This window comes from Rugamonas rivuli, from assembly GCF_009380165.1.
Taxonomy (GTDB): domain Bacteria; phylum Pseudomonadota; class Gammaproteobacteria; order Burkholderiales; family Burkholderiaceae_D; genus Rugamonas; species Rugamonas rivuli.
Genome location: NZ_WHUF01000004.1, coordinates 178,019 through 196,275, shown reverse-complemented (window position 1 = coordinate 196,275; position 18,257 = coordinate 178,019). Strand labels below are relative to the sequence as shown.

At 63.0% G+C, this 18,257-nt stretch carries 19 protein-coding genes and 1 pseudogene; 13 read left to right on the top strand and 7 right to left on the bottom strand.

All coding sequences use genetic code 11. The features are described from left to right. Window positions 1-16: 16 nt before the first annotated feature. The 3 genes from GEV01_RS15950 to GEV01_RS15940 form a co-directional block, all read right to left on the bottom strand. On the bottom strand, window positions 17-265 hold the full coding sequence (locus tag GEV01_RS15950; protein WP_152806191.1) for a hypothetical protein: 249 nt from the start codon (window positions 263-265) through the stop codon (window positions 17-19). 227 nt (window positions 266-492) lie between these two features. Beyond that, complete coding sequence (locus GEV01_RS15945) at window positions 493-1,797, bottom strand: M20/M25/M40 family metallo-hydrolase (protein WP_152806188.1); 1,305 nt, start codon at window positions 1,795-1,797, stop codon at window positions 493-495. A 19-nt stretch (window positions 1,798-1,816) separates the two neighbouring features. Further along, a complete protein-coding gene (locus tag GEV01_RS15940) occupies window positions 1,817-2,239 on the bottom strand; it encodes a PACE efflux transporter (RefSeq protein ID WP_152806186.1) in 423 nt (140 codons plus the stop codon). Window positions 2,240-2,331: 92 nt separating this feature from the next. Between GEV01_RS15940 and GEV01_RS15935 the strand changes: the two genes are divergently transcribed. The 3 genes from GEV01_RS15935 (at window position 2,332) to GEV01_RS15925 (ending at window position 4,314) form a co-directional block, all read left to right on the top strand. Beyond that, window positions 2,332-3,243, top strand: coding sequence for a LysR family transcriptional regulator (locus GEV01_RS15935; RefSeq protein ID WP_152806182.1), 912 nt, complete (start codon window positions 2,332-2,334; stop codon window positions 3,241-3,243). A gap of 77 nt (window positions 3,244-3,320) precedes the next feature. Then, window positions 3,321-3,977, top strand: coding sequence for a thiol:disulfide interchange protein DsbA/DsbL (locus GEV01_RS15930; RefSeq protein ID WP_152806179.1), 657 nt, complete (start codon window positions 3,321-3,323; stop codon window positions 3,975-3,977). 31 nt (window positions 3,978-4,008) lie between these two features. Continuing rightward, window positions 4,009-4,314, top strand: a complete 306-nt coding sequence (locus GEV01_RS15925) for a TfoX/Sxy family protein (protein WP_152807059.1) — start codon at window positions 4,009-4,011, stop codon at window positions 4,312-4,314. A gap of 27 nt (window positions 4,315-4,341) precedes the next feature. Here GEV01_RS15925 and GEV01_RS15920 read toward each other — a convergent pair whose 3' ends face one another. Beyond that, complete coding sequence (locus GEV01_RS15920; protein WP_152806176.1) at window positions 4,342-4,524, bottom strand: hypothetical protein; 183 nt, start codon at window positions 4,522-4,524, stop codon at window positions 4,342-4,344. A 55-nt stretch (window positions 4,525-4,579) separates the two neighbouring features. Then, the gene (locus GEV01_RS15915) at window positions 4,580-5,290 is read right to left on the bottom strand and encodes a TetR/AcrR family transcriptional regulator (RefSeq protein WP_152806174.1); all 711 of its coding nucleotides are present in this window, start codon (window positions 5,288-5,290) and stop codon (window positions 4,580-4,582) included. Window positions 5,291-5,421: 131 nt separating this feature from the next. Here GEV01_RS15915 and GEV01_RS15910 point away from each other — a divergent pair, with 131 nt between their 5' ends. Genes GEV01_RS15910 through GEV01_RS15900 form a run of 3 tightly spaced genes read left to right on the top strand, consistent with a single transcriptional unit; the run spans window position 5,422 to window position 9,730 of the window. After that, window positions 5,422-6,570, top strand: coding sequence for an HlyD family secretion protein (locus GEV01_RS15910; RefSeq protein WP_152806171.1), 1,149 nt, complete (start codon window positions 5,422-5,424; stop codon window positions 6,568-6,570). A gap of 11 nt (window positions 6,571-6,581) precedes the next feature. Further along, window positions 6,582-8,204, top strand: a complete 1,623-nt coding sequence (locus tag GEV01_RS15905) for a DHA2 family efflux MFS transporter permease subunit (protein ID WP_152806167.1) — start codon at window positions 6,582-6,584, stop codon at window positions 8,202-8,204. A gap of 41 nt (window positions 8,205-8,245) precedes the next feature. After that, window positions 8,246-9,730 (top strand): efflux transporter outer membrane subunit, encoded by a 1,485-nt coding sequence (locus tag GEV01_RS15900; RefSeq protein ID WP_152806165.1) that lies wholly within the window; start codon window positions 8,246-8,248, stop codon window positions 9,728-9,730. 11 nt (window positions 9,731-9,741) lie between these two features. Here GEV01_RS15900 and GEV01_RS15895 read toward each other — a convergent pair whose 3' ends face one another. Then, window positions 9,742-10,671, bottom strand: a complete 930-nt coding sequence (locus GEV01_RS15895; RefSeq protein WP_152806162.1) for a LysR family transcriptional regulator — start codon at window positions 10,669-10,671, stop codon at window positions 9,742-9,744. Between the two features lie 101 nt (window positions 10,672-10,772). Here GEV01_RS15895 and GEV01_RS15890 point away from each other — a divergent pair, with 101 nt between their 5' ends. The 6 genes from GEV01_RS15890 to GEV01_RS15865 all read left to right on the top strand — a co-directional run bounded on the left by GEV01_RS15890 (window position 10,773) and on the right by GEV01_RS15865 (window position 16,825). Further along, window positions 10,773-11,384: a short chain dehydrogenase gene (locus GEV01_RS15890; protein WP_152806159.1), complete on the top strand. Its 612-nt coding sequence runs from the start codon at window positions 10,773-10,775 to the stop codon at window positions 11,382-11,384. Beyond that, on the top strand, window positions 11,381-11,980 hold the full coding sequence (locus GEV01_RS15885) for a short chain dehydrogenase (protein ID WP_152806156.1): 600 nt from the start codon (window positions 11,381-11,383) through the stop codon (window positions 11,978-11,980). The genes GEV01_RS15890 and GEV01_RS15885 overlap by 4 nt, the downstream gene beginning before the upstream one ends. A gap of 63 nt (window positions 11,981-12,043) precedes the next feature. Then, the gene (locus tag GEV01_RS15880; RefSeq protein WP_152806153.1) at window positions 12,044-13,744 is read left to right on the top strand and encodes a dipeptidyl-peptidase 3 family protein; all 1,701 of its coding nucleotides are present in this window, start codon (window positions 12,044-12,046) and stop codon (window positions 13,742-13,744) included. A gap of 140 nt (window positions 13,745-13,884) precedes the next feature. Then, complete coding sequence (locus GEV01_RS15875; protein ID WP_175023079.1) at window positions 13,885-14,574, top strand: hypothetical protein; 690 nt, start codon at window positions 13,885-13,887, stop codon at window positions 14,572-14,574. Window positions 14,575-14,673: 99 nt separating this feature from the next. Continuing rightward, entirely contained in the window at window positions 14,674-15,387 is a 714-nt protein-coding gene (locus GEV01_RS15870; protein ID WP_152806147.1) for a BON domain-containing protein, read from the top strand. Window positions 15,388-15,520: 133 nt separating this feature from the next. Beyond that, complete coding sequence (locus tag GEV01_RS15865) at window positions 15,521-16,825, top strand: MFS transporter (protein WP_152806144.1); 1,305 nt, start codon at window positions 15,521-15,523, stop codon at window positions 16,823-16,825. Between the two features lie 10 nt (window positions 16,826-16,835). On the opposite strand, the gene GEV01_RS15860 is transcribed toward GEV01_RS15865, so the two are convergent. Further along, window positions 16,836-17,228 carry an MAPEG family protein gene (locus GEV01_RS15860; protein ID WP_152806141.1) on the bottom strand — a complete coding sequence of 131 codons (393 nt, stop codon included), beginning with the start codon at window positions 17,226-17,228 and terminating at the stop codon, window positions 16,836-16,838. 347 nt (window positions 17,229-17,575) lie between these two features. On the opposite strand from GEV01_RS15860, the pseudogene GEV01_RS31530 reads away from it, so the two are divergent. After that, window positions 17,576-18,145, top strand: a pseudogene (locus GEV01_RS31530) (trypsin-like serine protease); the annotation flags it as partial. Between the last annotated feature and the right edge of the window lie 112 nt (window positions 18,146-18,257).

The following is an 18,257-nucleotide window of genomic DNA, read 5'->3' as shown; positions in this document are numbered from 1 at the left end:
TTTGACCAAGCGATAACTACGAGCAACGTGAAGGTAACTTTTTGATGTAAATCCAAATCGCCAGATAACACAACAATTCGGTGACAACCATTAGCACAATCACACCCGGGTTTGAAATATCAGGGGTTTCGCCAAGATTCATCATTATGAAAACTGAAGCTGCCGTGAATGTAACTATGAATCCACTGAAAAATGAAGGAATTTTCGACACGTCAGATTTTATTGCCTTGACAATTAAGTTATCCAAATCACGCAGGTATCTCATGTCTTCCTCCGAGAATGACGTAGCAATTATTTGAGGGTGCCAGTTTGGTCCGTGACTGGATCAAAATGATTTCACCCGGCCGTCGTTACATGATGGCCGCTACGTTCGGGTAAGTACTTGTAGAACCTCAAGAAATAGTTGATTTCAGTCACTTTTTTTGTGGCGAAGGTATAGCCTCAGCGAGTGAGGCGATAGATCAGGAGCCAAGCGGGGGAATGGTTTGATCGTTAGCGCGTGAGGCGATACAGCAGGATCGCAGTGCGAATAGTCGCACGTTCGATCGAGGCGATTTCCAGATCTTCGTCGGGCGAGTGCGCGCCGTTGCCGGTGGCGCCCAGTCCATCCAAGCTGTCGAGCAGCGGGGCGACGAATTGCACGTCGCCTGCGCCACGCTGGCCGGGCGGCAGGGCGGGGATCTCGCCCAGGCCTGCATCGGCGCTGGCTTGCGAGTAGGTCTTCAGCACCTCCAGGTTGCCGGCCGTCGGCGACATCGGCGGATACGATTCGTGGAAGCTGATGCTGGCGCTGGTGCCAGGCAGGTTCTGCGCGACGATGGCTTTCATCTTCGCGTGGGCGCGGTCGCGCTGCTCGTAGCTCAGGTAGCGCAGGTCGCCGTGAACCGTTGCGGTACGCGCGATCACATTGCCCTTGCCGGCGGCTTGGCCTTTCGATCCGGTGCCATCGACGCTGGCATCTGTGCCGCCCAGGATCAATCCCGGGCTGAAGGTCAGGTCAGGCTCCATCACCTGCTGGCGGAAGGCGTCGACGATGCGCGCCGCTTCGTACACGGCGCCATAGCCTGCGCTCTCGGTGAAGATGCCGCTGGAGTGGCCTTGTTTGCCTTTGACTTCCAGATCCCACGACGACGACGCGCGGCGCCCGATGGTGCCGGTGTCCTTGCCGGTCTTGTCGCGCACCGTGGCTTCGAAGGCCAGCGCGATGTCGCTGCGCTTGGCGGCTGCGACCATGTCGGCGCGTGAGATGTCGATCGGATCGCCGGCGTTCTCCTCGTCGCCGCTGAAGATCACGGTGATGGTGGTGTTATCCAGCGCGCCCACGCGCTGCAAGGCGCGCAGCGCTTCGACGATGATGACGTCGCCGCCCTTCATGTCGTTGACGCCCTGGCCGCGCACGCGCGCGCCATCGCGCTTCCACAGTTGCACCGGGCTGTCTTTTTCAAACACGGTATCCAGATGGCCGATCAGCAGCAGGCGCTTGCCTTGCTTGCCCTCGCGCGTGGCGAGCAGGTGGCCGGCGCGCTTGACTGCGGGCGGCATGTCGATCCAGCGGGTGCTGAAACCCAGCTGGTCGAACTGCTCGCGAAACAGCTTGCCGACTTCGCGCACACCTTCATGATTCATGGTGCCGCTGTTGATGTTCACCGAACGCTCCAGCAGCTGCAAGCCTTGCTCCGAATGGGCCTTGACCTCGTCGACGATCTTCTGCTCTACCGGCGACAGCGCTGCTGCGCCAGCGCTTGCGGTACTCATTGCCATCACCAGTGCTGCGAACGCGAACGGTTTCAATGCCATGTGGACTCCGGGTGATTCCTCAAGCCTGCGCCGATGCCGGCAATCCGAAGATGCGGTCGAAGGCTAGGCTGAACAGGAAGGTGTAAAACATAAAGAATAACACCAGGCCCAAGTCCAGCACAAAAGCCTCCCACAGCGAGATGTTGAGCCACCAGGCGAACAGCGGCACCAGGATCAGCACCAGGCCTCCTTCGAAGCCCAGGGCGTGTGCGGCGCGACGCGCCCAGCTGCGGCCACGCTTGGCCTGACGCGCTTCCCAGGCTTCGAACATGCCGTTGTAGACGAAGTTCCAGACCACCGCGACCAGCGACGAGGCGACGGCGGCCACGCTGGCATGGCCTGCGTCATGGCCCATCAGCAGCACCAGCACGCTGCTGGTCAAACCCACGGCGATCAATTCAAATAACGATACGTAGACGACTTTGCGTTTTAATCCTTGCATGTTGTTTCCTCCTTAATACGATGTGACCATGGTAATAGCAATTTTCTGATTGAAAAAGTCGACAGATATCAGTTTTTCTGACAGCATGGGCCATGGCCTTCTCCAGCGATAATATCGCCATCTTTCTCGCCGTGTTGGATCACGGTTCTTTTTCCGCAGCGGCGCGGGCGCTGGGGCGGGTGCCGTCGGCCGTCAGCATGGCGATCGCCAACCTGGAGGCGGAACTCGATCTGCAGCTGTTCGACCGCAGCTCACGCGAGGTGCGGCCCACCGAATCGGCGCGCGCGCTGGAGGCGGAGGCGCGGCAGATGGCCGGCCAGTTGCGCCGCCTGCAGGCGCACGCGCTGTCGCTGCACCAGGGGCTGGAACGGCGCCTGACGCTGGCCATCGCGCCCGAGCTGCTGTCGGCGCCGTGGAGCGATCCGCTGGCGCGGCTGGCGGAGGAGTTCCCGTCGCTGGAGGTGGACGTGGTGTCAGCGCCGCAGAACGATGCGCTGCGCATGCTGCACGACGGCGCGGCGCAACTGGCGCTGATCTACGAGCGGCCGCAGATCGACCAGCGCGAGAGCTTCCAGGAGCTGGGCAGCGAGGTGCTGGTGGCGGTGATCTCGCCGCAGCATCCGCAGGCGCGCGAGCGCAATGGCCAGTTCCGGCTGGAGGATCTGGTCGACATGCGGCAGGTCGCCATCGTCAGCCGCGATGCGCGGATCGAGGACGAGCGGGTGCTCATCTCGCGCAAGCTGTGGCGCACCGACAGCCACCTGGCCACACTGAGCCTGGTGCGCGCCGGCGTCGGCTGGGCCTATCTGCCGCGCAGGCTGGCGGCACCGCTGATCGCTTCCGGCGAGCTGCTGGGCATAGGCTTCGCGCACATGAGCAACCAGGTGCGCCTGTGGGTGGACGTGGTGTGGCTCAACGACAGGCCGCTGGGCCTGGGCGCGCAACGCCTGATCGCGCTGATGAAGGACATCGCCGGCCTGGAGGCGCGGCCGGTGGAGACTTAGCTCAGACTTAATGACCGTGCCGCTGCGCGTGGGAAGCTGGTATATTCGCTGTGCAGATTTTTTCATAAAGGATAACCATGCTTCGCCTGAAACTCGCTGTCGCTGCCGCCGCCTTGCTGGCCGGCGCCGCCTTCGCCTCGCCCACCGCGCCGAAAAACGGCGCCGAGTACACCACCCTGAAGACGCCGCAGCCGGTGCAGGCCGACGGCAAGAAGGTCGAGGTGATCGAGTTCTTCATGTACCACTGCCCGGCGTGCTACGCGCTGGAGCCGGCCATGCTGGCATGGGTGAAGAAGCAGGGCGACAAGATCGTGTTCCGCCGCATCCACTTGCCGCTGACGGGCGAGAACGATCCGGAAGCGCATATGTTCCTGACGCTGGAAGCGATGAAGCTGGAAGAGTCGCTGCACGCCAAGCTGCTGACCACCTGGCACGTCGAGCGCCGTCGCCTGAAGAGCGATGCGGACAACCTCGATTGGGCGGTCAAGAACGGCGTCGACAAGGACAAGTATCTGACCACGTATAACTCGTTCTCGGTCATCACCAAGCTGAAAAACGCCGGCCGCGTGGCGGGCACGTATGAAGTCAACAGCACGCCGACGCTGATCGTCAACGGCCGCTACCTGACCAATCCATCGATGGTGGACGCCAGCAATCCGGGCATCCCGCGCCAGCAGCTGGACCAGGCGACCTTGCAGGTGCTGGACGCGCTGGTGGCGATGTCGCACAAATAAGATGGGGGCCAGCGCCGAGTTTGTGAGCTGGATGCGCGAGCAGTTCGCGCCGCTCGGCGCGGCCGTGTCGGATTCGGTGTTCTTCGGCGGCCGCGATTTCAGATATCACGGCCAGCAGTTTGCGTGGGTGATCGGCAGCACGCTGTACCTGCGCGTCGACGACGGCACGCGTGCCGAGTTCGAGGCCGAGGGCGCGGCGCCGTTTTCCTACGAAACCAAAAAGGGGACGGTGCTGGTCCGCAAATTCTATACGGCGCCCGAGTTCCTGCTGGACGATCCCGGGCAGATGCTGGTCTGGGCGCGCAAGGCGATAGACGCGGCCGGCCGCGCTGGTTAGCGCGGCATCGGTAGCTCAGCGGATGGCTTAGTTGACGGTAAAGCGGGTCGGGATTTCGATGCCGCCGTTGCGCGCGGCTTCGGCGTAGGCTTGCATTTCCTGGATGACGGCGTCGAGTTGTTCTTGGCCGGGGTTGGCCTGGAAGCTCTTGATACGCTCGTTCATGAGCGTTACTTGCCTGCTCCAGTCCAGTCGATTCGTTTTGCTCATGTGTGCTCCGTGGGTAAAAAACCAGTATAGAGCAAATGACAAAAATGCACAGCTTCTAACGCAGCACCGCGCGGAAGAACAGGTCCAGCCCCAGCGTGGCGCGGGCGCGCAGCTCGTCGATCGATGGCGGGTGGTCGGCCGGGAACAGCATGCGCACCATGGTGTCGCCCATGATGCAGGTGATCATGTGCACCGCCAGCGTTTCCAGCGGAATCTCCGGACGCAGCTGGACGCGGATGTCGGGACGTGAGAAAAAGCGCATCAGCTCCTCGCGGGTGCGCAGCGGGCCGGCTTTGTAAAAGGTTTCGGCTAGCTCCGGCGTGGTGCGCGCCTCGGCAACCACCATGCGGTGCAGGCTGGCGAAGGAGGGCGCCGTCACCAGCTCCAGGAAGCGCAGCGCGAAATCTTCCATCACTTCCCGGAACGGCCGCGGGTCGGCTTCCATGTCGATCATGCCGGCGAAGAAGTGCGCGCGGCCGGTGCTGATCACTGCATTCAGCAGCCCGGCCTTGCCGCCAAACTTGACGTAGATCGTGCGTACGGCCACGTGGGCTTCGCGGGCGATCATCTCCAGACTGACCTTGCTATAACCTTTTTCCAGGAACAGCTGGGCTGCCGTGTGCAGCAGCGCCTGTTGACGGGCTTCCTTGTCGGCCGCGCGCGGGCGGCCGGCCGCCTTGCCGAAGCAGGGCGAGTCGGGGGCATAGCTGGCGGCATCCCCGGGGCAATCCGGTTCTTCCAGTGCGGCGTTGGCGGTGATCTTCATGGGCTGACATGTTAATGGATGCCGACATCGTAGTCCAAAATAAAATGAAATGCAATCGTTTCATTTCTTGACTTTGCCGAAAAACGGGCCAATAATGCACTTCTCCCATTTCATTTTATTTGGAGCTGCACATGTCCACTCAGCACAACCAAGAACAGAAAGTGCTCAGCGCCGTTCCCGCTGCCCAGCCTGCGGCGCCAGCCGTCGCTGCGCCGGCCGGCCCGGCCAAGTCCAACCGCCGCGTCCTGGTGATCGCCGCCGTCATCGCGCTGGCCGCGCTGGCCGCCGGTGGCCGCATGTGGTATCGCAGCCATTATTTCGTCGAGACGGAAAACGCCTATGTGGCCGGCCACGTGCATCCGGTATCGGCCCGCATCGCCGGCGTCGTCACCAAGGTCTTCATCGACGATAACCAGATCGTCAAGGAAGGCGATGTCATCGCCGAACTGGATCCGTTCGACCAGCACGTCAAGGTAGAGCAGATCCAGGCGCAGATCGCCACCGCTGAACAGCAAGTGGCGCAGTCGGACGCGCAGATCGCCCAGACCCAGGCCCAGGCCAGCGCCGCTGCCGCCCAGGTGGCGCAGTCGGAAGCGCAGCTGGTGCGCGCCAAGCAGGACGCCGAACGTTACGGCCAGCTGTATAACAGCCAGATGAAGGCCGTCTCGAAAGCGGAACTGGACGCCGCCGTCGCCGGCCGCGCCAGCGCAGTGGCCGACCTGGCCGCCCGCAAGGACAGCGCCGCCGCAGCCAAGGCCCAGATCAGCGCCGCCCATTCGGCCCGCGACGTGCTCAAGGCGCAGGTGAACGTGCTGCGCGTGCAGCTGAAAGACGCGCAGCAGCAGCTGGCTTACAACCGCATCCTGGCGCCAGTCGGCGGCCGTATCGGCAAGCGCACCATCGAGGTGGGCCAGCGCGTGACGGCCGGCCAGCAGCTGACAGCCATCGTGCAGGAAAACGTCTGGCTGACCGCCAACTTCAAGGAAACCCAGCTGGCCGACCTGAAGCCGGGCCAGGAAGTCAAAGTCTCCATCGATGCGATTCCGGGCCGTGAACTGATCGGCAAAGTAGACAGCTTCGCGCCAGCCTCCGGCGCCCAGTTCGCGCTGCTGCCGGCCGATAACGCCACCGGTAACTTCACCAAGATCGTCCAGCGCGTGCCGGTCAAGATCACCTTCAAGCCGGAAGACGTCAAGGCCCTGAGCGGCCGTCTGGTGCCGGGCATGTCGGCGATTGCCGAAGTCGCGGTGAACCAATCCGAAGCTAAAGCCGCGCACTAAGGAGCCCTGTCATGGCTAGCACCACAATCGATACGCCGGCCGGCGGCGTGGGGACTCCTGCGCTCGCGCCTATCATGCCGAGCGAGAAGGTCTCCGGCCGCACCTGGATGGCGGTGGCCGCCGGCATGCTGGGCGCCTTCATGGCGGTGCTCGACATCCAGATCACCAACTCGTCGCTGAAGGACATCCTCGGCACGCTGTCCGCCACGCAGGAAGAGGGCTCGTGGATCGCCACCGCCTACCTGGTGGCCGAGATCATCGTCATTCCGATGACCGGCTTGCTGACCCGCGTGTTCGGCATGCGTGCCTACATGATGGGCACCACCGCGCTGTTCCTGTGCTTCTCCACGCTGTGCGGCTTCGCATGGAACCTGCCGAGCATGATCGTGTTCCGCATGCTGCAGGGCTTCACCGGCGGCGCGCTGATCCCGATGGCGATGACGCTGGTGATGGCCAAGCTGCCACCATCGAAGCGCGCCACCGGCATGGCCATCTTCGGCCTGACCGCCACGCTGGCGCCTTCGATGGGCCCGACCTTCGGCGGCTATCTGAGCGAGCTGTATGGCTGGCCTTCGATCTTCTACATCAACTGGGTACCGGGTTTGCTGCTGATCGGCGGTATCGCGCTGGGCCTGGACAAGGAGAAGGCTCAACCCAGCCTGCTGCTCAATGCCGACTGGCTGGGCATCGGCCTCATGGCCATGGGCCTGGGCAGCCTGACCATCTTCCTGGAAGAAGGCAACAGCAAGGACTGGTTCGATTCCTCGTTCATCATCACCTTCGCGGCGATGGCTATCGTTGGCCTGCTCGGCTGGGCGGTGACGGGGGCGATGCGCAAGCAGCCCTTTGTCAACCTGGGCTTGTACGGCCAGCGTAACTTCTTCGCGGCCACCGCGCTGTCGATGGCGATGGGTATGGGCTTGTATGGCTCGTCGTTCCTGCTGCCGCTGTACCTGGGCCAGATCGCCGGCTACTCGCCGATGCAGATCGGTGAAGTCATCATGTGGGCCGGTTTGCCGCAGCTGTTCATCATGCCGTTCGTGGCCAAGCTGTCGTCCAAGGTGGACAACCGCATCCTGTGTTCCTTCGGCCTGCTGCTGTTCGGCGGCTCCTGCCTGATGAACGCCTACATGGACGCCACCACCGGCTACGACCAGCTGCTGCTGTCGCAAGTGGTGCGGGCACTGGGCCAGCCGTTCGTGATGCTGACGCTGTCGAACTTCGCGATGAACGGCATCTCGCCGAAAGACATGCCTTCGGCTTCGAGCCTGATTAACATGACCCGTAACCTGGGCGGTTCGATCGGTATCGCGCTGCTGGCTACCGCGCTGACGTCGCGTGAGCATTTCCATTCGCAGCGCCTCGGTGAATCCGTTACCGGTTTTGCGGCCGCTACGCAGGAACGTCTGGCGGCATTGACGCAATCGTTCATGAGCAAGGGCTTCGATGCGACCAGCGCTTCGGACATGGCGCTGAAGGCGATCGACGGCATCGTGCGGCGCGAGGCTTATGTGATGGCCTACAACGACGGCTTCTTCCTGGTCGCGGCGGTGCTGTTCGGCTGCATCGGCGTGCTGTGGTTCTCGGACAAGGTCAAAGCCCCTTCGGCTGGCGGTGGCGGCGGCGCGCACTAAGCGTTGACCTGAAGATCAATTTTATTAAGTGAGGTAACACCATGTTGAATTCAGCTTTGAAGCGCCTGACGCTCGCTGTTTCCGTAACGTTGGCCGTGACGGGTTGCGCCACCGTCGGCAGCGATTTCTCCGCACCGAAGAACGTCGCAGACGCGTCGTTCCGTCACCTGCCGCAAGCCGGTACCAGCGCGGCGCACCTGCCGGCGCAATGGTGGACCGTGTTCAACGACGACACCCTGAACCGCCTGGAGCAGACCGCGCTGCGCGACAACCCAAGCATCAAGGCCGCCGCACAGCGGCTGGTGGTGGCGCTGGAGCAGGCCGGCGTATCGCGCGCCAGCCAGCAGCCGTCGCTGAGCGTCAGCACCTCGGTGTCGAACTCGCGCACCTCGGCCGAGACCTCGCAAGGCCTGGCGCTGGGCGGCCGTTCGATCAAGGGTAACAATTACACGGTAGGCGCATCGCTGTCGTATGAAGTCGATCTGCTGGGCCGCGTGCGCCGCCTGGTCGAAGCTTCCGACGCGCAGGCGCTGGCGGCTGAAGCCGACCGCGATGGCGTGCTGCTGCTGTTGTCGTCGCAAGTGGCGACCACCTACTGGCAGCTGCGCGGCCTGGACGCAGAGATGGCGATCCTGAACGGCGCGCTCGACACCCGCCGCGAAACCGAAGAACTGGTGACGGCGCGCTTCAACGCCGGCCTGTCGAATGAACTGGACGTGTCGCGTGCCCGCATTGAGCGCGCCAACGCGCAGGCCGACCTGCATGAAGTGCAGCGTCAGCGCAATCTGCTGGAGCACAGCCTGGCGACGCTGACCGGCGCTTCGCCGTCGGCGCTGCTGACGGCTGCCAAGGCCAATGCCGCCGTGCTGCCGCAGCCGCCTGCTATCCCGGTCGGCCTGCCTGCCAGCCTGCTGGCGCAGCGTCCGGACCTGGCGGGCAGTGTAGCGAACCTGCGTTCGGCCAACGCGCAGATCGGCGTGGCGGAAGGTGCGTTCTATCCTTCGCTGACGCTGACCAGCAATTTCGGCTACGCGTCGGAAAGCCTGCGTGAACTGGGCAAGGGCGGTTCGCGCCAGTTCAGCGTTGGTCCTCTGGCGCTGTCGCTGCCGATCTTCGACGGTGGCCGCAACAAGGCTAACCTGGCTATCTCCAAGGCGCGCTATGAAGAGGCGATCGCCAACCATGAGAGCAAGCTGCTGACCGCTCTGCGCGAAGTGGAAGATGCGCTGTCCGACGTACAGGAACGCCAGCTGCAAGGCGAGGCGCAGTCGGTCTCGCAAGTGGCGGCCGCACGCGGTTACCTGGTGGCGCGTGCGCGTTACGAGCGTGGCGTGTCGACCTATCTGGACGTGACCGACGCGCAGCGTAGCTCGCTGGCGGCCGACCGCGCCGCGGTGCAGATCAACACGCAGCGCCTGTTGGCGGCGGTGTCGGTGGCGCGCGCGCTGGGTGCGGGCTGGCAGCCGTCGGCTCAGCTGGCGTCGGTGGTGCAGAACGGCGCGATCAAGCCGTTGGCGCAGCAGTAAATTAGTCCCCCTTACGCGGAAGAGGCCAGCGGCAGTGCTGCCGCTGGTCCGAAGCGTTCCACCACGAAGTCGATGAAGGTGGTCAGCTTGGGCGTGGCCCGGCGGTCGCGCGAATAGACCAGGTTCATCGGCCGTGCCGGCGGCAGATAATCGCACAGGATGGGCACCAGCCGTCCGGCGGCGATGTCCTGCGCCAGCAGCACCTCCGCCTGCATCAAGATCCCGAAACCCTTCAGCGCGGCCGCGCGCAACGCCTGTCCGCTATTTGTGCGGAAGCGGCTGGCCGGCAGCGCGCGCTTGCCGCGTCCATGGTGCACATCGTGTACCGATTGCAAACGCCAGCGCACGCCCACCGCCCCGACCATGAAGTCCAGACACTCGTGATGCGCCAGATCGTCCGGCGTTTGCGGCGTGCCGTGTTTTTTCAGGTAGGCCGGCGACGCGCAGATCGCCATGCCATAGTTGAACAGCGGCCGCGCGATCATGCCCGAATCGTCCAGCGCGCCGATGCGCACGGCGGCGTCGTAGCCTTCCTCCACCATGTCGACCATGCGGTCGTTGAGGCTCAGGTCCACGCCCACTTCGGGATGCAGGCGCAGGTAGTCGCTGATCGCGGGCGCCAGCCATTCGCTGCCGAAGGAGACGGGCGCGGTGATGCGCAGCCGTCCGCGCGGCACGCTGCGCATCGCTTCGGCGCCGGTTTCGGCGGCGGCGATCTGCGCCAGGATGGCGCGGCATTGTTCGACGTACTGGGCGCCGATCTCCGTCAGGCTCTGGCGGCGGGTGGTGCGCGTCAGCAGGCGCGCGCCCAGCGTGGCCTCCAGGTGGGCGATGTGCTTGCCGACCATGACCGGCGACAGCTGGAAGGCGCTGGCGGCGGCCGTGAAGTTGCCGGCGTCGACGACGGCCACAAAAATCTCCATGCTGCGCAGCTTGTCCATTCGATTGCTAATCCTGGGTTAATAATGATCTTCATCTTAGCTCATTTATTCCTTTGGCGTTGTGGCAGATACTGGTGTTTTCACTCACCGAGGAGAACATCATGAAAGTAGTCGTCATCGGCGCAGCAGGTGCGGTCGGCAAGGCAGTGGTAGAGCAACTGGGTCAGCGGCATGAGATCGTCACCGTCGGCGCGACCAGCGGGCAGTATCAGGCCGATATCGCCGACATTGCGCAGGTACGCGCCGTGTTCGCCCAGATCGGCCGCGTGGACGCGGTGGTGGTGGCGGCAGGTTCGCTGCACTTCGCGCCGCTGGAAGGCTTTACGCCGGAGCAGTTCTACGTGGGCTTGAACAGCAAGTTGATGGGCCAGGTGAATGTGGCGCTGGTCGCGCAGGAATACCTGAACGACGGCGGCTCGATCACGCTCACCAGCGGTATCGTGGCCGATGAGCCTATCCGCAACGGCGTCAGCGCCACCATGGTCAACTCCGCAGTTGAAGGCTTTGCGCGGGCGGCGGCGATCGAACTGCCGCGCGGCTTGCGCATCAATGCCGTCAGCCCTACCGTGCTGGAAGAATCGATGGGCAGCTATGGGCCGTTCTTCATCGGCTTCGAGCCGGTGCCTGCCCGCCGCGCAGCGCTGGCGTATGCACGCAGCGTCGACGGCGCTCAGACCGGACAGGTATATCGCGCCTGGGGCGGTTCGGTATGAAGGTGGTCGTGATCGGCGGGACCGGGACCATCGGTAGCGCCGTCGTTGAGCAGCTGGGGCAGCGGCATGAAGTCGTTGTCGTCGGCGCGCGCGGCGGCCAGCATCAGGTCGATATCGAAGACATCGCTCAGGTACGGGCGTTGTTTGCCAAGGTCGGTCGCGTCGATGCGGTGGTGGTGGCTGCGGGCGCGCTGCATGTGGGGCCGTTTGCCGAGCTGGCGCCCGAGCATTTCCATGTCGGCTTGCGCGGCAAGTTGATGGGGCAGGTCAATGTGGCGCTGGTGGCGCAGGAGTTCCTCAACGACGGTGGCTCGATCACGCTGACCAGCGGCGTCGATACCGAGCATCCGATACGTGGCGCGGTTGCAGCTTCCACTGCCAATGCGGCGGTGGAGGGCTTTGTGCGGGCGGCGGCGATTGAACTGCCGCGTGGCTTGCGCATCAATGCCGTCAGTCCGACGGTGCTGCAGGAGTCGGTGCATTTGTTCGGCGGCCTGTTCACCGGCTTCGAGCCGATCAAGGGCAGCCGTGCCGCGCTGTCGTACGCACGCAGTGTCGATGGTGCTCAGACGGGGCGGGTCTACCGGGCCTGGTAGCGGCCATCGCCGGGAGGAGAGCGGTGTACTACAATGCGGATCTCACTCCACCCTGAGGTTCGAATGAAAAAAATACTGCTCCCTCTGGCCCTGGCTGCCGCCTGTGCTTCCGTCTACGCCGCTCCGGCCAGCGTTACCGAATTGGACAAGATGACCAAGCGCTATGCGCCGGTCGCCTTGACGGCCGATACCAGCAAGCTCTCGGCCGGCGACAAGAAAGCCATCGCCAAGCTGATCGAAGCGGCCAAGATCGTCGACGTGCTGCAACTGCGCCAGCGCTGGTCCGGCAATGAATCGCTGTGGGCCGCGCTGCAAAAGGACACCACGCCGCTGGGCAAGGCACGCCTGAACTACTTCTGGCTCAACAAAGGTCCGTGGTCTATCCTGGACGATCACCAAAGCTTCCTGCCCGCCGAACTGGCCGGCATCGCTATCCCGGCCAAGAAGCCGGAAGCCGGCAACTTCTATCCCGAAGGTGCGGGCAAGCAGGCGTTGGAAAGCTGGATGAACACGCTGCCAGCCAAGGACAAAGAGCAGGCGCAATGGTTCTTCACCACCATCCGCAAAAATGCTGCGGGCCAGCTCAGTGTCGTGAAGTACTCGGACGAATACAAGCCAGAGCTGACGAAAGCCGCCGCGCTGTTGAAGCAGGCCGCAGCCGATACCGATAACGCCTCGCTGAAGAAATTCCTCGAACTGCGCGCCGACGCCTTCCTGAGCAACGACTACCTCGCTTCCGATTTCGCCTGGATGGACCTGGATGCGCCGGTCGACATCACCATCGGACCTTACGAGACCTACAACGACGAACTGTTCGGCTACAAGGCCGCGTTCGAAGCCTACGTCAACATCCGCGACCAGAAGGAAACGCAGAAGCTGGACTTCTTCGCCAAGCACATGCAGGAGCTGGAAGACAATCTGCCGCTGGACGCGAAATACCGCAACCCGAAAGTGGGCGCGCTGGCGCCGATGGTGGTGGTCAACCAGGTGTACGGTGCAGGCGACGGCAATATGGGCGTGCAGACCGCCGCCTACAATCTGCCGAACGACGAGCGCATCATCAGCCAGCGCGGCTCCAAGCGCGTGATGCTGAAGAACGTGCAGGAGGCCAAATTCAAATCCACGCTGACGCCGATTTCCAAGCTGGTGCTGAAGCCGGTGGACCAGAAGGATGTGGATTTCGATTCCTTCTTCACCCACATTCTTGCGCATGAAATCACGCACGGCCTGGGCCCGCACATCACCAGGAACAACGGCGCCGAATCGACGCCGCGCCAGGATTTGAAGGAAGCCTACTCGACCATCGAGGAGGCCAAGGCCGACATCACCGGCCTGTACGCGCTGGCCTACATGATGGACAAGGGCCAGCTGGCCGGCACGCTGGGGCAGGGCGCCGTGGCTGAACGCAAGCTGTACACGACCTTCCTGGCCTCGGCCTTCCGCACGCTGCACTTCGGCCTGACCGATTCGCACGCGCGCGGCATGGCGATCCAGATGAACTACATCCTCGACAAGGGTGGTTTCATCTCGCATGGCGACGGTACTTTCGCGGTGGACTTCAAGAAGATCAAGCAGGCAGTGATCGACCTCGACCGCGAATTCCTGACCATCGAAGCGACCGGCGACTACGCCCGCGCCAAGGACATGATGACCAAGTACGTGGTGATCCGTCCCGACGTGCAGAAGGCGTTGGACAAGATGAAGACGGTGCCGAACGATATCCGTCCTGAATTCAAGACCGCCAACACGCTGCTGGGCAAGTAAGCCTTAAATGGGGACGCGGCCGGGCCGCGTCCCCATTTCAAAACCTCAATCATTCCTCTTTTTCTACGTAGAAATAAGCTGTTGTAGAACCTGCCTCATGGCAATAAATCTTGCCCGCTGCATGCTACAGTTTGATCATCATGATCAAGCGCGCCTTATTCCTGCTGCTCCTGTCGTCCGCCGGCCTGGTTTCCGCCGCCCAGCTGACCGATATGGAAACCCGCTGGCTCACCGCCGGTTCCGCTGTGCTGGCCTACGCCAAGCAGGAACTCAAGCTGCCTGTCGATATCACCGTACAACCTCAGGCCCGTGCCAACGATGTGCCGCTGGCGCTGGGCTTCCAGGACGGCCGCTGCAAGCTGGTGCTGTCGATGCGCGGCAATCCCAAGGCTGAAGACATCCTCGCCGGCGTGCCCGCCGACCAGCAACCGCTGATGATCGAGGCCATGATCGCCCATGAAATCGGCCACTGCTGGCGCTACGCGCAGGGCGTGTGGCACGTGCTGCCGGCCGGCTTCGAGGAGCGCGTCCAAGCGTCGCCGGAGCAAGTCGAGGCGCAGGCCCAGGCATTGCGCGAAACCCGCCGCGAAGAGGGCTTTGCCGACCTGGTCGCGCTGGCCTGGACCCAGCAACGCCATCCGCAGCAGTATGGCGCCGTCGCCGCCTGGATGCGGCAGGTGCGGCAACCTTCCCCGTCCGTCGTTGCCGGCTCCCACAGTACCTTGGCGTGGCTGCAACTGGCGCCCACCGGCGCCGTCTTCGACCGCGGCCAGCCGCTGTTCGAACAGGCCGCCGGCCTGTGGCGCCAGGGCCTGTTGCAGGAAGACTGACCCTGCGGGCCAAATCCGCTACTTGGTACGTTCCCGCACAGAGTCGCGTCGTGGCCGGGCGTTTAATGTGTCCATCAACCACCACAAAAGGGACACATCATGAACAAGCTACTCCTCTTCGTCATGGCCACCGCCGCCAGCGCAAGTTTTGCCGCCACCACCCCGAACAACGACACGGTGGCCTACAAGGCCGCGACCAAGCAGGCCGAGATCGACTACAAGAGCGCCAAGGCAGCTTGCGATGGGCAATCGGGCACTTCCAAGGATATCTGCGTCGAGCAGGCCAAGGTCGCCCGCGCCAACAGCGAGGCCAATGCCACCTGGCAGTACAAGAACGACAAACGTTCGGTGCAGAAAGCCCAAACTGAAGTGGCGGACGCCAACTACAATCTGGCCAAGGCCAAGTGCGCACCGATGACGGGCGCGGACAAGGATGGCTGCCTGAGCACCGCCAAGTCGACCCACGTGGCCGCCATCAACGACGCCAAAGCCGGCAAGCAAATGGCTGACGTGGCACAGACCGGCATCGATTGCAGCACCATGAGCGGTACCGACAAGGCATCCTGCGAAACCAAGCAGAAGAGCGCAATGGCCAAGGACACCGTGGCTGACTCCGTCATCACCACCAAGGTGAAGACCGAATTGCTGGCCGAGCCTGCACTGAAATCGCTGGACGTGCATGTGGAAACCACCAACGGCACCGTCATGCTGAGCGGCTTCGTGCCATCGCAAGCTGAAGTGGACAAGGCCGTCGATGTGGCCCGCAATGTCAAAGGCGTGAACAAGGTGCAAAGCTCGTTGCGTATCAAGTAAGTCCCCCGTCGGCCTACGGGCCGCAGGGACCGCCGGCCCGCGGTCCCTTTATTTTTTCTTGCATTGATGATGATCGTAATCTAAAATCGTCGCAAGCGTGCGTGTCCCGCGCACCGTCGTCGTGAGGACTCGCATGTTTTCCCTACCGTTATCCAACTGGCTGCAGCGCCGCGGCCTGCATTATTCGTGGGTGATCGTCACCATCACCTTTTTGACCGGACTCAGCTCGTCCGCCGCGCTGGGGCTGCCGGGGGCGCTGTTGCAGCCACTGTCGCAGGAGTTCGGCTGGGATGTCGAACAGATCTCGTCGGCGCTGGCGGTGCGCTTCGTGCTGTTTGGTTTGATGGGGCCGTTTGCCGCCATCCTGATGGAACGTTTCGGCCTGCGCAACGTGGTGGTGACTGCGTTGACGCTGGTGTCCGGCGGCCTGGCGCTGGCGACGCAGATGACGCAGTTCTGGCAGCTGGTGCTGTGCTGGGGCGTGCTGCTCGGCGTCGGTTCCGGCATGACGGCGCTGGTGCTCAGCGCCGTGGTGTCGACCCGCTGGTTCGACAGCCACCGGGGCCTGGTGGTGGGCGTGCTGACGGCGGCCTCGGCCACCGGCCAGCTGATCTTCCTGCCGATCGGCGCCTGGCTGATCGAGCACTTCGGCTGGCGCATGGCGGTGCTGCCGGTGTTCATCGCCTGCACCCTGGTGGCCGTGCTGGTGTGCCTGCTGATGCGCAACCGTCCCAACGAATTGGGCCTGGCACCCTACGGCGCCGCGCCCGGCACGCCGGTAGCTCCCGTCGCGCCGGCCATGCGGATCACCTTTGCCACGCCGTTCCAGGTGCTGGCCGGCGTCGCCGGCAACCGCGTGTTCTGGATACTGTTCGGCACCTTCTTCATCTGCGGCCTCAGCACCAACGGCCTGATCCAGACCCACTTCATTTCGCTGTGCGGCGACTCCGGCCTGTCGGCGGTGCCGGCCGCCTCGGTGCTGGCGATGATGGGCGCGTTCGACCTGGTCGGCACCATCGCCTCCGGCTGGCTGTCGGACCGCTACGACAACCGCAAGCTGCTGTTCATGTACTACGGTTTGCGCGGGCTGTCGCTGTTCTGGCTGCCGTATTCGGAATTCACGCTGTACGGCCTGTCGCTGTTCGCCATGTTCTACGGCCTGGACTGGATCGCCACCGTGCCGCCGACGGTGCGGCTGGCCGGCGCCACCTTCGGCAAGGAAAAGGCGGGCATGGTGTTCGGCTGGGTGTTTGCCGGCCACCAGCTGGGCGCGGCCGTGGCCGCGTACGGCGCGGGCCGCGTGCGCACCTTGATGCTGACCTACAACCCGGCGCTGTTTGCCGCCGGCGCCGCCTGCCTGCTGGCCGCCGTCGTCATCCTGATGATACGCAAGCCGGCGGCGGCCGTGGCGGCCGTCGCGCCGGCCAAGGCCGCGTGAGGGGAGGGCGTCAGCCCATCGCCAGCAGCGCGATGCTGACGCCGACGCCGGCAAACCACACCAGCGTGCGCAGCGCGTCGACATTCGCCAGGTACAGCGCGATGTAGACCAGCCGCAAGCCGATAAAGCCCAGCGCCAGCGTGTCGATACGGCCCTGGTCGCCGTGGCCCTGCTGCGCCAGCACGACCGCCGCGATGAACAGCGGCAAAATCTCGAAGCCATTCATCTGCGCGGCGTTGGCGCGCGCCTGCCAGCCAGTCAGCCCGGCCGCCCAGTCGCGCGGCTGCTTGTTGTCGTAGCGCCCCGCGCCGCTCGGCAGCTTGGCCGATGCCAGTTTCGCCAGTCCTACCGTCGCGGCTGGCAGCATGCAGGCCGCCAAAACACACCAATTTGCAATCGTCATGCTGTCCCCTATTGGTTTGGATTTTCAAGAATTGATATCAGGAAAGTCTTGTGGATACTCTACTATTGATTTGAGCGCAAAAATGTTAACCGCTGTAAATAGTCGTGGATTAAGTTTCAACTAGATCAAAGCGAACTCTGCAATTACTGTCACAATCTGTAACAAATATCAATAAAGTGGATCAAAAATAAATATTCTTACAACAAGATTCTTTCATAAAAAAACAATGATATATTGACTTTTAGACCACAGCCATCTGGGATGCACTTCGGTGATGAGGGCTGTTGGTTGCTATCAGGGCGATATATATCTTTCCACAAGAAACCTAAAAAGTAAGGATAGTTTTTATGATCTTCAATACCAAACAACTGAAACTGGCCGCCGTGACCGCAGCCCTGTTGGCCGCTGGCGTAGCCCAGGCTTCCCCATCGATGCAAGCCGATATCGCCAAGCTGGAGCCGTTCACCGGCAACACTTCGGCAGTGACCAATTGGCGCTTCACGATCGGCCAGAGCTTCAACGGCGTGGCCGGCGCGCTGGACGGCGTGGCCCGTCTGAGCTTCACCAATGCTGACGGCAACTGGGCATGCTCCGGCTCGCTGCTGGCCGGCGGCCAATACGTGCTGACCGCCGCTCACTGCGCCGACAACTTCAGCAAAATGACCGTGCAATTCGGCTGGCAGGGCGGTACCGCCGCTGTGACCCGCAACGTTTCGGTCGGCAACGCCTTCGTCAACAAGGCCTGGACCGGCCAGCTGGACACCGGCGCCGACATCGCGATCCTGAAACTGGACACCGCAGTCACCGGCATCAACGGCTATCACCTGAGCACGACCAACGATGTCGGCAAGGATTACCTGATGGCCGGCTACGGCACCACCCAGAACGCCAACACCAATCTGCCTACCAACTGGAACGACGGTAACTACGGCCACTACGGCTTCAACACCTTCGACGTCGACAGCAAGACCTTCAACAAGGCCGCTGGCGACGCTGGTATCTACGACTACGATCCTAACTACTACGCTC

Excerpts from the sequence above, each read along its gene's own strand:
- GEV01_RS15900 (WP_152806165.1), top strand. The coding sequence starts at position 8,246 with ATGTTGAATTCAGCTTTGAAGCGCCTGACGCTCGCTGTTTCCGTAACG.
- GEV01_RS15920 (WP_152806176.1), bottom strand. The coding sequence starts at position 4,524 with ATGAGCAAAACGAATCGACTGGACTGGAGCAGGCAAGTAACGCTCATG.
- GEV01_RS15870 (WP_152806147.1), top strand. The coding sequence starts at position 14,674 with ATGAACAAGCTACTCCTCTTCGTCATGGCCACCGCCGCCAGCGCAAGT.
- GEV01_RS15905 (WP_152806167.1), top strand. The coding sequence starts at position 6,582 with ATGGCTAGCACCACAATCGATACGCCGGCCGGCGGCGTGGGGACTCCT.
- GEV01_RS15935 (WP_152806182.1), top strand. The coding sequence starts at position 2,332 with ATGGCCTTCTCCAGCGATAATATCGCCATCTTTCTCGCCGTGTTGGAT.
- GEV01_RS15860 (WP_152806141.1), bottom strand. The coding sequence starts at position 17,228 with ATGACGATTGCAAATTGGTGTGTTTTGGCGGCCTGCATGCTGCCAGCC.
- GEV01_RS15925 (WP_152807059.1), top strand. The coding sequence starts at position 4,009 with ATGCGCGAGCAGTTCGCGCCGCTCGGCGCGGCCGTGTCGGATTCGGTG.
- GEV01_RS15940 (WP_152806186.1), bottom strand. The coding sequence starts at position 2,239 with ATGCAAGGATTAAAACGCAAAGTCGTCTACGTATCGTTATTTGAATTG.
- GEV01_RS15930 (WP_152806179.1), top strand. The coding sequence starts at position 3,321 with ATGCTTCGCCTGAAACTCGCTGTCGCTGCCGCCGCCTTGCTGGCCGGC.
- GEV01_RS15950 (WP_152806191.1), bottom strand. The coding sequence starts at position 265 with ATGAGATACCTGCGTGATTTGGATAACTTAATTGTCAAGGCAATAAAA.
- GEV01_RS15945 (WP_152806188.1), bottom strand. The coding sequence starts at position 1,797 with ATGGCATTGAAACCGTTCGCGTTCGCAGCACTGGTGATGGCAATGAGT.
- GEV01_RS15910 (WP_152806171.1), top strand. The coding sequence starts at position 5,422 with ATGTCCACTCAGCACAACCAAGAACAGAAAGTGCTCAGCGCCGTTCCC.
- GEV01_RS15885 (WP_152806156.1), top strand. The coding sequence starts at position 11,381 with ATGAAGGTGGTCGTGATCGGCGGGACCGGGACCATCGGTAGCGCCGTC.
- GEV01_RS15880 (WP_152806153.1), top strand. The coding sequence starts at position 12,044 with ATGAAAAAAATACTGCTCCCTCTGGCCCTGGCTGCCGCCTGTGCTTCC.
- GEV01_RS15890 (WP_152806159.1), top strand. The coding sequence starts at position 10,773 with ATGAAAGTAGTCGTCATCGGCGCAGCAGGTGCGGTCGGCAAGGCAGTG.
- GEV01_RS15915 (WP_152806174.1), bottom strand. The coding sequence starts at position 5,290 with ATGAAGATCACCGCCAACGCCGCACTGGAAGAACCGGATTGCCCCGGG.
- GEV01_RS15895 (WP_152806162.1), bottom strand. The coding sequence starts at position 10,671 with ATGGACAAGCTGCGCAGCATGGAGATTTTTGTGGCCGTCGTCGACGCC.
- GEV01_RS15875 (WP_175023079.1), top strand. The coding sequence starts at position 13,885 with ATGATCAAGCGCGCCTTATTCCTGCTGCTCCTGTCGTCCGCCGGCCTG.
- GEV01_RS15865 (WP_152806144.1), top strand. The coding sequence starts at position 15,521 with ATGTTTTCCCTACCGTTATCCAACTGGCTGCAGCGCCGCGGCCTGCAT.